General features: G+C 45.1%; 10 protein-coding genes. 2 read left to right on the top strand and 8 right to left on the bottom strand.

Annotation, left to right across the window (positions count from 1 at the left end; translation table 11 throughout):
* Nucleotides 1–1,314: 1,314 nt before the first annotated feature.
* The 5 genes from K1Y79_RS24925 to K1Y79_RS24905 all read right to left on the bottom strand — a co-directional run bounded on the left by K1Y79_RS24925 (nucleotide 1,315) and on the right by K1Y79_RS24905 (nucleotide 6,971).
* On the bottom strand, nucleotides 1,315–1,740 hold the full coding sequence (locus K1Y79_RS24925) for a DUF3276 family protein (RefSeq protein ID WP_220252933.1): 426 nt from the start codon (nucleotides 1,738–1,740) through the stop codon (nucleotides 1,315–1,317).
* 160 nt (nucleotides 1,741–1,900) lie between these two features.
* The gene (locus K1Y79_RS24920) at nucleotides 1,901–3,697 is read right to left on the bottom strand and encodes an ABC transporter ATP-binding protein (protein WP_220252932.1); all 1,797 of its coding nucleotides are present in this window, start codon (nucleotides 3,695–3,697) and stop codon (nucleotides 1,901–1,903) included.
* Nucleotides 3,698–3,781: 84 nt separating this feature from the next.
* Complete coding sequence (locus tag K1Y79_RS24915) at nucleotides 3,782–4,711, bottom strand: phosphoribosylaminoimidazolesuccinocarboxamide synthase (protein ID WP_220252931.1); 930 nt, start codon at nucleotides 4,709–4,711, stop codon at nucleotides 3,782–3,784.
* 135 nt (nucleotides 4,712–4,846) lie between these two features.
* Nucleotides 4,847–6,217, bottom strand: a complete 1,371-nt coding sequence (locus K1Y79_RS24910) for an exonuclease domain-containing protein (RefSeq protein WP_220252930.1) — start codon at nucleotides 6,215–6,217, stop codon at nucleotides 4,847–4,849.
* Nucleotides 6,218–6,389: 172 nt separating this feature from the next.
* Nucleotides 6,390–6,971, bottom strand: a complete 582-nt coding sequence (locus tag K1Y79_RS24905) for a DUF4142 domain-containing protein (protein WP_220252929.1) — start codon at nucleotides 6,969–6,971, stop codon at nucleotides 6,390–6,392.
* A 317-nt stretch (nucleotides 6,972–7,288) separates the two neighbouring features.
* Between K1Y79_RS24905 and K1Y79_RS24900 the strand changes: the two genes are divergently transcribed.
* Complete coding sequence (locus K1Y79_RS24900; protein WP_220252928.1) at nucleotides 7,289–7,861, top strand: TetR/AcrR family transcriptional regulator; 573 nt, start codon at nucleotides 7,289–7,291, stop codon at nucleotides 7,859–7,861.
* A 57-nt stretch (nucleotides 7,862–7,918) separates the two neighbouring features.
* Nucleotides 7,919–8,950, top strand: coding sequence for an alkene reductase (locus K1Y79_RS24895; RefSeq protein ID WP_220252927.1), 1,032 nt, complete (start codon nucleotides 7,919–7,921; stop codon nucleotides 8,948–8,950).
* 269 nt (nucleotides 8,951–9,219) lie between these two features.
* On the opposite strand, the gene uxaC is transcribed toward K1Y79_RS24895, so the two are convergent.
* Genes uxaC through K1Y79_RS24880 form a run of 3 tightly spaced genes read right to left on the bottom strand, consistent with a single transcriptional unit; the run spans nucleotide 9,220 to nucleotide 13,802 of the window.
* On the bottom strand, nucleotides 9,220–10,653 hold the full coding sequence (gene uxaC, locus K1Y79_RS24890) for a glucuronate isomerase (RefSeq protein ID WP_220252926.1): 1,434 nt from the start codon (nucleotides 10,651–10,653) through the stop codon (nucleotides 9,220–9,222).
* Nucleotides 10,654–10,681: 28 nt separating this feature from the next.
* A complete protein-coding gene (locus K1Y79_RS24885) occupies nucleotides 10,682–12,346 on the bottom strand; it encodes a UxaA family hydrolase (protein ID WP_220252925.1) in 1,665 nt (554 codons plus the stop codon).
* Between the two features lie 10 nt (nucleotides 12,347–12,356).
* On the bottom strand, nucleotides 12,357–13,802 hold the full coding sequence (locus K1Y79_RS24880; RefSeq protein ID WP_220252924.1) for a tagaturonate reductase: 1,446 nt from the start codon (nucleotides 13,800–13,802) through the stop codon (nucleotides 12,357–12,359).
* Nucleotides 13,803–13,829 lie beyond the last annotated feature (27 nt).

Raw genomic sequence — 13,829 nt, 5'->3', positions numbered from 1 at the left:
CTTCGTTGGACGGCAGTTGCTATATCCCGTGGGTAGGTTGGCAACGTTCTGGTCATATGCTTGGACTACCTTTGGACTATGCTTGGACTACCCTTGGACTACCCTTGGACTACGCTTGGACTACCCTTGGACTACGCTTGGACTATGCTTGGACTATGCTTGGACTATGCTTGGACTACCCTTGGACTACCCTTGGACTACCCTTGGACTATGCTTGGACTATGCTTGGACTATGCTTGGACTACCCTTGGACTACCCTTGGACTATCCGCGTTATATCTGAGTAGCGGCCCAACTATTTCTCTCCTACGTGCAAGGTTAACGCTTATACGGCCCTGGCACGGTCTCAATACTGGTGCTGGTAAATCCTTATTATAACAAGGCAGTACCCATACTGAACAATATTCGCATTGTTATGACAATCTAATTCCACCTAGGTTCCTGTTTGGAGGTACACTCATTAGGCGCAACACCAGTATTGTCAAGGACGTAAGAATACTATAATCAAGGTGAGACTCAACGCAACAGGAGATTCTGTATGAATGTAATAAGACTATAATCAATATAAGATTCAACGCAACTGGGTTGTGGGTACAGATGTAATAAAATATTGATCAGCGTGGGCTTTAGGGTAACAGCGGTGTAAGTACACATATAATATCACGGGAATCAGCATAAGATCCAGTGCAAAAGGGATGTAAGTACAGATGTGATCAAGTATTAATCAGCGTGGAGCTCAACGTAACAGCCACGTAACTACACATATAATAGTACGGGAATCAGCATAAGGTCCAGTGCAAAAGGGATGTAAGTACAGATGTGATCAAGTATTAATCAGCGTGGGCTTGAGAGTAACAGCAGTGTAAGTACACATGTAATAGCAGGGAAATCAGCATAAGATCCAGTGCAAAAGGGATGTAAGTATAGATGTAACCAAGTGTTAATCAGCGTGGAGCTTAGCGTAACAGCCACGTAACTACACATGTAATAGCAGGGGAATCGGCATAAGATTCAGCGCAACAGGGTTGTAAGTACAGATGTAATGAAATATTAATCAGCGTGGAGCCTAGCGTAGCAGCGGTGTAAGTACACATGTAATAGCGATGTAATCAGCTTCAGATTCAACGCAAAAAAGGGGTAAGTAAGAATGTGACAAAGCGTTATTCAGGCCGGGTTTAAACATATTACAGAGATAAGCAAACATATAAACAGGGGGCTATTATCAAGGACGGCACTACTAACTTAAGTACATAAAAAAACCTCCGGAGAAACCGGAGGTCCTATATATCATCAAATAAAATGATCTAAAATTTAATTACCATTTATCTACGTCTTCGCTGTGGGAAGAAGCAGAAGCAGCAACAGGAGCCGCAGCAACAGCAGTTTCAACTACTGATTCAACGGAAGACTCTGCGCCTTCGCCATCTTCATCATCACGTACATAGTCATGGTTGTAGGCATCAAAGTCGAAGTCGGGCATCAACTCAGTCTTCACATAGTTGATGGTCTCTGTCAATGCATTCAGGAACTTGTTGAAGTCTTCCTTGTACAGGAACACTTTGTGCCTGTCATAACCATTGTCATTGAAGCGTTTTTTGCTTTCGGTAATGGTCAGAAAATAATCATTTCCACGAGTGGTCTTTACATCAAAGAAGTAAGTTCTTCTTTTGCCCGCTTTCAATCGTTTAGAAAAGATACTGTCATTATTTCTTTCCTGCTGATTGGTATTTTCGTACGCCACAGTTGATAGATTTAAGTTGTTAACGAATCAAATCCTTTTTTCCAATAAGAAACAAATATACTATTAGTTTACAAATATCAAAATAATTTTAAATGATTTTGAAAAATGATAGAATACACCAGTAGCTACTGATTTACAGGTATATATAAGAATGTGATTACTATTCTATTATAGTTTCCTCTTCTCCTGACTGCTGACGGGCATATAACTCTGCATAATAGCCATTTAAAGCCAGTAAATCGTTATGCGTGCCCGTTTCAACAATCCTGCCTTCGTCAAGTACAATGATCTTATCAAACTCAAATAACGCAAAGATGCGATGGGTTATAATGATAGCAGTTTTATCTTTCAGATAAGCGTAAAGGTTACCAATGATTTCCTTCTCCGTACGTGCATCAACAGCCGACAAACAATCATCAAATACCAGCAGGTTAGGATCTTTGATCAACCCACGGGCAATGGAGATACGCTGTTTTTGTCCACCGCTCAAGGTCACGCCCCTCTCTCCTACCACCGTATCAAAACCTTCTGCAAAACCAAGAATGTCTTTCTCTACCGAAGCCTGACGGGCGGCAGCTCTTACTGTTTCCGGGTTAGCTTCCGGCGTACCGAAACGGATGTTGTTCTGGATGGTATCTGAGAAAAGGAAGACATCCTGCGGTACATAGCTGATCTGACTGCGCAGGCTATCCAACTTCAGATCGCGGATATTGTGTCCATCCAGCAATACTTCACCTTCCTGCGGGTCATACATCCGTATAAGCAACTGGGCGAGTGTAGATTTGCCGGAACCGGTACGGCCAATTACGGCTACCTTTTCGCCTGGTTTAACACTAAGATTAAAGTCTTTGATAGCCTGAATACCTGTATGTGGATAGGTGAAAGAAACGTTCTTTAGCACCACCTCTCCTTTGATGTCAAAGGCAGTGGCACCTGGAGTATCGGTAATAGCTGGTTTGGTATCCAGAAATTCATTGAGACGCTGTTGGCTGGCAGCGGCACGCTGTATCATGGAGGCCACCATCCCAATGGAAAAGAAAGGGAACATCAGCATGTTCACATATATCACAAACTCGGCAAGGTTACCGATGGTAATATTTCCGTTGATCACCTGCATCCCACCTATAAAGATGGTGATGACCACACTGAGCCCTATCATCAGTGCCATACTTGGCTGAAAGAGGGCATCTGTTTTGGCCAGGCTGACAGAACTGATCTTATATGCCTCACTTGCCTGTTCAAAATGTTTAATACTATCTTCTTCCTGCACATAGGATTTGATGACCCGGATACCGGAATAGGACTCCTGGGCAATGGAAGTGATATTGGACAACTGTGCCTGTATACGTTCGCTTTTTCGGTGAATAATATGATTCACATAATATATAATCAGCGCAAGTACAGGCAGCGGTGACAGGGTATATAATGTCAGCAATGGATTGACGTCAAGCATGAGGTATACTACAATCACAATCATGAAGATGGTGCGTGTGGCATACATAATCGCAGGGCCTACATACATACGCACTCTCGATACGTCTTCCGTGATACGGCTCATCAGATCGCCGGTACGGTGCATCTTAAAGAAGTTAAGATCCAGTATCTGGTAGTGCTGATAAATTTCGTTCTTGAGGTCATATTCGATATAACGGCTCATTACAATGAGGGATTGCCGTTGGAGGTAGAGGAAGAAGCCACTGAGAAGGGCGAAGAGAAGGATACTGATACCGTAAAAGGCCAGTACACTGGTGAAGTCACTACGAAAAGCTGCTTTGAGGCCGGTATCACTCAGGAGATTGTAATTGTCCAGGTTCATGGCCAGCAAATCAAATATCTGCCTGACCATAATTGGCTGAAACACACTGAATACGATGGATACAGCTGTACAGGTTAAACCAGTAAGGAACCTCCATTTGTATTTGACAAAGTATTTGTTGAGTGTGGCCAGGTGTTTCATATTGCTCTATAGTCAAAATGTCTGTTGCTGAAACCACAGCAGGCATATTAGTCATATATGCCTGCCGGGTAGTTGTCAGTCTGCTTATAATGTCTTCAGCGTTTCGATAATCTTCTTTTCAGCATCTGCCTGGGAAACGTCTTCCTTTACAAATTTCTGACCAGTGATATTCTCGAACAGCTCTATATAACGTTCGCTTACGCTGCTTACAAATTCGTCGGTCATTTCAGGAACCTGCTGTCCATCTTTACCCTGGAAACCATTTTTCATCAACCACTCACGTACAAATTCTTTACTCAGCTGTTTCTGTGGTTCACCGTTTTTCTGTTTTTCCTCATAGCCCTCTGCATAGAAGTAACGGGAAGAATCCGGTGTATGGATTTCGTCAATAACATAGATGGTATCCCCTATTTTGCCAAATTCATACTTTGTATCAACCAGTATCAGGCCACGTTTTGCTGCCAGCTCCTTCCCACGCTCAAACAAAGCAAGGGTGTATTTCTCCAGCTTTTCGTAGTCTTCTTTACTAACGATGCCACGGGCGAGGATCTCTTCGCGGGAGATATCTTCATCATGGCCTTCGTGTGCTTTGGTCGTTGGCGTAATGATTGGAGAAGGGAAGAAATCATTCTCATTCAGGCCTTCAGGCATAGTAACACCGCACAGTTGACGCTTGCCGCTTTTATAAGTCCTCCAGGCATGGCCGGTGAGGTTACCGCGTACAACCATTTCTACAGGGAAAGTTTCACATTTCAGGCCAATAGTTACGCTTGGCAGGGGAACGGCCTTTACCCAGTTTGGAACGATATCCTTTGTAGCTTCCAGCATAATAGCCGCGACCTGGTTTAATACCTGTCCTTTGTAAGGAATGGGGCGGGGTAATACAACATCGAACGCTGAGATACGATCGCTTACGACCATTACCATCAATTTGTCGTCGATAGTATATACATCTCTTACCTTTCCTTTATAAAAAGCTGTCTGACCGGGAACCTGAAAATTTGACCCTAACATGAATAATAAATTACCTATTAAAAGTGAATAAATGAAAGCCTTCATTTACAAGCTGTTGACAAGGATATCAACAACGAGTTATGCATTCAGATGCGCAAAAATATGTTAGGTTGAGGGATTTATCACAGATTATCTCTAAGAAAACTTCAAAAGCTCCTGGTCATGATTACCCGCATGTGAGTGTATCAGATTAAGAATGTATTCATTTTCAGGATACTGGGTCAGCCATTCTTTTACCTGCAATCCTTCTGTAATTGCGGTATCGCGTGGTATATATCCCATACCGTAGAAGCGTCCTTTTTCCATCAGGATGCAACTCTGCTCAAAGGCGTCGCGGCCTGTGCCCATGATGGCGAATGTAGGCTGTTGCTGCTGCATATGGATGATGGCAGCCTTGACCCGAAGATTGTACGTTTCCGGAGATTCCTGCTTGTGACAGGCACCACGGCAGGTATGATCAGGGATGGGAGAACAGGGGCCTTCTCCTTTCTGAAGGAAGCACATCCGCGGACAAAGATCAAATTCCCGGATCAATCCCCGCAACATCTGGTGTCCCTGGATGAGGAGTGGGAAGGAATGTAAGGGCGTTGAATATTTACGGCGTTTTTCGATCGCCAGGCGCAGATAGCCCTGCTGGTCCTGGAAGCTGTAAAAGCCGTACTTAAACTCTATATATTTCTGCGAATAGTTATAGATAGGCCAGAGGCGCTTAATTTCCACACTTTCCAGGATATGCGCCATCAGCTCCGTACCGGTAACTTCATGGGAGATACTATAGATATTGCGTAGAAACTCTTGTCGTCTTCTGCCTGCGCTATTGCCGGTGAAGTGACTATTTACCCTTTTACGGATATTCTTAGCCTTACCGACGTAGACGACCTTGCCCTTTTGATCATGGAAGTAGTATACGCCTGGATTGCCGGGCAAGCCGGTTACCTGTTCAGGAGGAAGATTAGGCGGCAGGAATGATTCTTTGGAATGTGCGTTCAGTGCATGTGCTATGGCCTTGTTGACGTCCTGCTGAAGCAGCATGCCAAACAGCTTTACAGTAGCTGCGGCATCTCCTGTTGCCCGGTGCCGTTGTGTAACGGCAATCTGCAATGATTTGCAGAGGTTACCAAGGCTGTAAGACGGCAGACCAGGTATAATTTTACGGCCCAGCCTGACGGTACACAGCTTTTTGCTGCGCAGCTGATAGCCGGCTTTAGCCAGATGATATTGAATAAAGGAATAGTCGAAATTAACGTTGTGTGCTACAAAGATCTTGTCATGTAACAATGTGTAAATGTCGCCGGCCACCTCATCAAAAGAAGGTGCATCCGCGACCATTTCGTCACTGATACCTGTCAGGGATTGGATATATCGGGGGATTGGCTGGCCGGGATTGATCAGCGTCTCGTATTGCTGCATGATCTCTCTGCCATCATAAATATAAATGGCTATCTCTGTGATGCCATTCGCACTGGCGTGGCCGCCTGTGGTTTCTATATCAACTATTGCGTACATAACTCTCCACTCGTCGAAACAAATATAAACACAAGTTGCAACGTGGAGAATTATTTATCAAAAAGAAGAGTTGTTAGCCTCCAGGAGCGACATTCCCGAACTCAACAATCACATCAAGACACCCGGAAACTAACAACTACTTATTTTAACAACCTACGCTAGTCGTTGTTCTTTATTTCTTAGCGTTTTTCATCGCATCCTGGATGGCCTTAGCGGTATCCTGGTGAGATTTCAGGACAGGCAATGTGTTACCAGCCCATGTCTTCAGATCCGGATCGGTCAGGTTCTGAGATGCTTTGTCAAACATATCTACGTCTTTATCATGGTCTTTTACCATCATATCGATGAAGTGTTTGTCAAATTCTTTACCGGACAGCTTGCTCATATCTCTGAGGTGTTCAGAATAGTCGCTGCCTACGCTGTCAGGTAGTGTAATATTTTTGCTCTGTGCGAGTCCTTTCAGTTCGTCGCTTGCCTTTGAGTGGTCACGTACCAGTAATGCACCAAAGTCTTTGATACGCTGGTTAGTGCCTTTTTCCTGTGCCAGTTTACCAGCCTGTACTTCCAGCATGCCGCCATCCGCAGCTTTTACAGCAAAATCAGAGGATTCTTTGTCAACCGGAGCGGTTTCCTTATTTACTGCCTGTGCGCTGTCTACCGCATCTTCATGTTTAGCTTCTGTGTTTCCAGAGTTACAAGCCTGAAACATCCAGGCGGCCAGCATTGTAGCGGCAATAAAAGTGAGCTTTTTCATGTCTTCCTTTTTTGGTTTAACAAAATTGATGTATCGTCTAACGTGTAGTACCGTGCTAACGTGTAGTACCGTCACAAGCTACAATTTGCAAAAAGGGTACCATGCCGGCTCACTTCGTCTGGCTGGGAGGCAGGCGAGTCAGTCTGGGCGCGCTATGGCAGCAGATATGAGTATTGCGGACTGTACTATTTGATAATCAGGCACTACGAGAATATATAAGGTTATTTTGTAGATTGTTTTCCCCGATTCAGCCAATTCCGGAATGCTCATTCTAAAAATATTTTGGAACATTCGTTCTGTTATCCTACTTTTGCATCATGGCACGCAACAAGGCATTTGATCCTGAGGAAAAGCTGGAGAAAGCGAGGGATCTCTTCTGGGAGAAGGGGTACAATGCTACTTCTATGCAGGACCTTTGTGAGGGAATGCAGCTGAACCGGGCCAGTATATATGATACTTATGGCGACAAATATGCCCTCTTTCAACAGTGTCTGCAGAACTACGCGAAAGAGAAGCTGTTTGACTACAAACAATGTTGCGGGAAAGGATCACCTCTCGGGGCAGTGGAGAGTATCATAAGAAAAGCGGTCCACAACAGGAAAGAAGGGAAATCCTGCCTGATGGTTAAGACATCCTTTGAACTGGCTTCAATGGATGATGGCATAAGACAGATAGTACAGGAACAGGCAATGCAAAGCATAAATGTCTTACGGGAGTTACTGGAAAAGGCACAACAGATGAATGAGATACCGGCAGAAAAAGATCCGGCTACGCTGGCGCAATTCCTTTATGCAAGCTTTAGTTCTCTCTGGTTGATGGACGTATTATTCGGTGATAAGGCAATGTTGGAGCGCATGGCGGACCATATATTGTATAGCATCAGGCATTGATATTTTTTTGACTTTTTTTGGAACAATCATTCTGGAATTATTTTAACTGAAAAGCCCATGTATCCAACATTACTATCATCCGCTACTATAGGCAATTATGCCATTTCCAACAAGGTGGTTATGGCACCCACCTTATCTAAACTACGCGTTCCTGCGGGCATACCTAATGACGTGATAGTTAAATATTATAGCCAAAGGGCTAAAGCCGGCCTGATCATCGCAGAAGGTACCGGTCCTGCAGAAAATGGAATGGGTCAGGCAGATATGCCAGGCATCTATAGCAAGGATCAGATATCAGGATGGAAAAAAGTAACAAAGGCTGTTCATGAGAACGGAGGCCGGATCTTCCTGCAGATCAAACACACAGGACGTATATCGCATCCTGCAAACATGCCGGCTAAGGCAGACATCATCGCTCCTTCTGCAATCACTGCCAAAGGGGAAATATGGACTGAGCGACTAGGGTGGCAGCCACATGCTACGCCAAGAGCGATGACAACATCAGAGGTAGGGAAAATGGTCCAGCAATATGTGAAAGCAGCAATACAAGCAATAGAAGCAGGATTCGACGGAGTGGAATTACACGCAGCGCAAGGATATTTAATGGACCAGTTCCTGCACCCTGATACTAACCAACGTACTGACAAATACGGCGGCAGTATTACCAACAGGGTACGGTTTATACTCGAAACTGTCGCAGCAGTTAGTCATGCAATTGGCAGACACCGCACAGGCATCCTTCTGTCGCCATATAGCCAGGTAAACGACCTGCAGCATCATAATCAGATAGACGCTACTTACGAATACCTGACCGACGCGCTGGATACTTACGGCCTGTCCTACATTCATCTGCTGACAGAACCAGCTACTCCGGCGATGTTAATTGCCGGTATACGCTCTCGGTTCAATGGAACATTGATATTAAATGGCGATTACAATGCTCTGGAGGCTGAGCAAACAGTGCAGAACGGACTGGCAGACCTGATCGCATTTGAGAATCCATGTGTTTCCTCCCCCCTCGCAGGCAAATTTGAAAGTACTGCCAGCGAACCGCTCAAAAAACCCAATTACGCTTGCGCGAATTGTTAATCATAAATCTGAGAGTTGTTTTAGTTGTTTTCACTTCCGTAACGGAAGATCTGTTGCGGAAATGTTTTCTACAGTAGCAATTACATAAGGCACATTAGCGAAGGATATATAGATAGCTTGTTAAAAGATAAAGGTCTGTAGAAAGTGAGAGAAGGATGATAGGGGATAACAATTCTCCAAATAATCCCGGAAGTATAAAATAGGCGTAATGCCTATTTTATACTGACCTGCGGATGATATACTTGCTGCCCCTGATGGGGCATTTCTATTTACCTGGTCACACCAGCTTCTACTGATAGTTCTTTCCAGTTGAAATACTGCTGCGCATTGTAATAACAGATATCTTTTACTACCTGCCCTATCCACTCTACATCGTTTGGTAATTCACCATTTTCTACCTCCTGACCAAACAGTTCACATACTATTCTGCGGAAGTATTCATGTCTTGGGTAAGATAAGAAGCTGCGGGAGTCCGTCAACATACCTACAAAACGGCTAAGTAGTCCCATATTGGATAATGCATTGATCTGTTTAATCATGCCGTCTTTCTGGTCCAGGAACCACCATGCTGAACCAAACTGCACCTTACCTGCTACAGAACCGTCGTTGAAGTTGCCGATCATGGTAGCTAGCAACTCATTGTCTGCCGGATTGAGGTTATACAATATCGTTTTGGCTAGCTTGTCCTGGCTATCCAGTCTGTCGAGGAATTTCGCCAGCGCCCTTGCCTGAGAAAAGTCGCCGATAGAGTCCCATCCAGTATCCGGACCAAGCAGGCGCATCATCCTGGAGTTATTGTTCCTTAATGCACCGAGATGATACTGCTGTACCCATCCTTTTTCCCAGTCCCATTCAGCCAGCTGTACCAATAAGGCTGACTTAATTTGGCGGATTTCAGTCAGGCTGAGCTTCTGACCGCTTCTAACCTTAAGGAAGATAGCATTGATATCCTTTTCCAGGAAATCTTCTGCATAGATCTCTTCAATACCATGATCAGATACAGAGCAACCCTGTGATGCGAAGAAATCATGTCTGTTTTTCAGTGCATCCAGCAGATCACTATAGGTATCAATGGTGATACCAGCAGCTTCTTCCAATTTACTGAGATAGGCATTATATTTTTCAGGATCATCTACATTCATAGCCTGATCTGGACGGAATGCGGGCAGTATGGGTATTTCAAAGCCGTCGGTGCGCAGCTGATGATGATACTCCAGGGTATCTGCCGGATCATCTGTTGTACATACCAGCGCAACATTCATCTTACGGAGCAAGTTACGTGTGCTGAATGCCGGTGTTTCCAGTTGAGCGCTGGCGTTGTAGTAGATATCCTTTGCAGTTGCAGGACCTAATATATCATGTATATCGAAATAACGTTGTAATTCCAGGTGCGTCCAGTGGTACAACGGATTACGCAATGTATACGGTACTGTGGCCGCCCACTTTTCAAACTTCTCCCAATCAGACCTATTACCGGTACAATAACTCTCATGTACACCGTTTGTGCGCATTGCACGCCATTTATAGTGATCACCATACAGCCATGCCTGTGTAAGCGTACCGAACGTAGTATCAGCAGCGATCTGTGAGGGTGGAAGATGACAGTGATAGTCTATCACAGGCATATCCTTCGCGTAGTCATGATACAAACGTTTGGCTGTGTTGTTACTCAGGAGGAAATGTTCATCCAGGAACTTCTTCATTATAGACGTTTTAATGTTGGTTAGTAGATTACAGTGATACACCTCTTTTCCAGGGAATAAAATCGTCCTGTCCGTTGATGACGGATCTGGCTTGGGTAACTCCACTGGCTACATCAATGACATAATTCAGGATACGTTCTCCGGCTTCCGGAATAGACTCTTCTCCATCGATGATAGTGCCTGTATTGATATCTATGATGTCTGGCATGCGCTCATAGAGCTTGGTATTACTGGATAGTTTAATAACTGGCGTGACAGGATTACCGGTAGGCGTACCCAGGCCTGTAGTAAACAGCACGATGGTAGCGCCAGCCCCCACCTCTGCGGTAGTTGACTCTACATCATTACCGGGTGTGCAAAGCAGGTTAAGTCCTGGCTTGGATACCTGTTGTGGATAGTCCAGTACTGCTGCCACCGGAGAGGTACCTCCCTTTTTGGCAGCACCAGCTGATTTGATAGCATCTGTAATCAGTCCATCCTTTATATTACCAGGTGACGGATTCATGTCAAAACCGGAGCCAGCTTCTTCAGCGCGCCGTTGATAAGTACGCATCAGTTCTATGAACTGCAGTGCATCATTCTCATCCACACAACGGTCGCTCATCTCCTGTTCGACTCCGCAGAGTTCTGGAAATTCGGACAGAATTACAGATCCACCCAAGGCAACCAGCAGATCAGATGTATAACCAATAGCGGGATTTGCTGATATACCTGAGAAGCCGTCAGAGCCACCGCATTCCAATCCGATACACAGCTTTGAAAGTGGCGCTGGCTTACGTTGTATCTTGTTTGCTTCTATTAGTCCGGCCATTGTCTGCTTTACAGCAGCAGTGATCAGAGCCTGCTCTGTCCCGGTCTGCTGTTGATCCAGTATAAACAGCGGTTTGCTGAATTGAGGTGAACGCTTACGAATCTCCTCTTCCAGCATGTTGATCTGAGCATTCTGACAGCCGAGGCTTAATACGGTAGCACCGGCTACATTGGCATGTGTGATATATCCGGCAAGAAGACCGCATAAAGTTTGTGCATCCTGTCTTATACCACCGCACCCACCATCATGCGTGAGGAATTTAATACCATCAATATTTTCAAACAAGCGCTGTTGACCATTACCGGCTTCTTGTTCTGTATAGGTTGTTTCCAGTATTGAATCAGCACCTGCACCATTCTTATACTGTTCTACCAGCTTGCGGGCAAAAGCGGCATATTTTCTCGGACGTCCATAACCCAGTTCTTCCACCAGTGTTTCCCGCAATACTTCAACATTCCTGTTTTCGCAGAATACCATCGGGATCACCAGCCAATAATTGCCTGTACCTACACTGCCATCAGGTCTGTGATAGCCCTGAAACGTACGGTCTTTCCATTTCGAGACATCTGGTATATGCCAAGCGGTCTTGCGTGATTTGGCCAGCTGAAAGTCACTGGCAGCATGTTGAACATTTCCTACGGCTATCCTGGCTCCTGCCGGCAAATCCGTTTTTGCGCGGCCAACCAGTACGCCATACATAGTTATTGCATCCCCGGTTTTCAGCGCTGTCTCTGTAAATTTGTGCTTCGCCGGAACATCATCTGTCAGTATATATACCTGGCCATTGTCCTGCACCTGCTCTGCTTTTTTCAGGTCCGTGAGTGCCACCACCACATTATCCTGCGGATGTACTTTCAGGACTTTCCTTTTCAATCCCGTCATATTCGTTTATTTAAGCTATCGTTGTTTCTTCTGATACTCGTCTGATTAATGAAGGCGCTCCTTCATGAAGTAATGCGCCCAGCATGACTGTTACTGCATGTGCAAAGCCTGGTAGCTTCGTCAGGTCAGTGCTCCACATAGCAGCATCTTTCAATACTGTCTGGACCAATACGGCGGGCTCCAGCCTTTGCCATTTTTCTTTAAAATAGTCTGCATGATCATCTGTAACCTGCCCATCCCGCATGAACAAGAGGAATGCCGCAAATCCGAGCGCCATTAATGCAGGCACTTCGTCTGCACGCTGATAATGCCTTATAATGATAGGAATCACCCGCATTTTCATTTTAGAGGTATACTGCATGGTGATACTCAGCCAGCGATGTTCAATGTATGGGTTCCTGAAGCGGTCCAACACACTTCCCGCGAAGCGCAGGGCTGCGTCTTCACGGATGGCTACATCTGTGATGGCAGGCACGATTTCGTGCTGCATTAATGCAGAGATACAACTTTCCATTGCTGGATCTTCCATCGCATCTTTCACAGTCTCAAAACCTGCTAGTACTGCTAGTCCGCAGCTGAGTGTATGAGTGCCATTCAGGAGGCGCAATTTCAGTTCGCGAAAGATATCAATATCCGGGGCTAACACGACGCCACTGTCAGCGGCAGCAAAAGATAACTTCTTTTTAACCGCCTCATTACCTGTTTCTATTGCCCATAAAGCATAGGGTTCAGACATGATCATCAGTTTATCCTGATAACCTAGTTGTTCTTCTACTGCAGCCTGTGCAACTGCCGGAAGCGCGCCCGGTACAATACGATCCACCAGTGAGTTACAGATATGGTTAGCGTTTGTTAACCAGTTGATGAAATCACCTTCCAGCTGGTTCTGGTTTGCCAGTGCCAACAGGATGTCTTTCAGTTTGGTACCATTATCCGGAATCAGCTCAGTAGGAATGATCACCATACCTTTGCTATTGTCACCACCGAAGTGTTGATAGCGCTGTAACAGAAAGGCAAGCAGCTTACCTGGAAAAGAAGCAGGTGGTGCAGCATGTACATCGTCATCAGTGAGTGTGATACCCACCTCTGTGGTATTAGAAATAATGATCTCCATTTCAGGATCTTTAGCACAGGCTAATACTGCCGGCCAGTCACTGGCAGCAGATAATACTCTGCTCACAGCGTCGTTTACAACATATTCCTCTACTCTCCTACCCTGCATAATACCCTGGATACAGTGCGTATACAGATAGTCCTGTTCGCCGTAAGCATCCGTATTTCCTTTATCAGTAGACTTCACCACCACTACACGGCCATTGAAAATGCGGCCCTTATTAGCCTTATCAATGAAATAGTCAGGCAATCCGCGTAACAAGACGCCCGTACCAAACTGGAGTACCTTTTCGGGCAACACAGGACGTTCCTTTTCTTTCAGAAACTGTTTATTCAATTGCATAGTTCATATTTAATGCGTCAATGCACC

The sequence above is a fragment of the Chitinophaga rhizophila genome (genome assembly GCF_019492185.1).
Taxonomy (GTDB): Bacteria; Bacteroidota; Bacteroidia; order Chitinophagales; family Chitinophagaceae; genus Chitinophaga; species Chitinophaga rhizophila.
The sequence above is the reverse complement of the archived record's forward strand: the minus strand, read 5'-3'. Positions and strand labels throughout refer to the sequence as shown.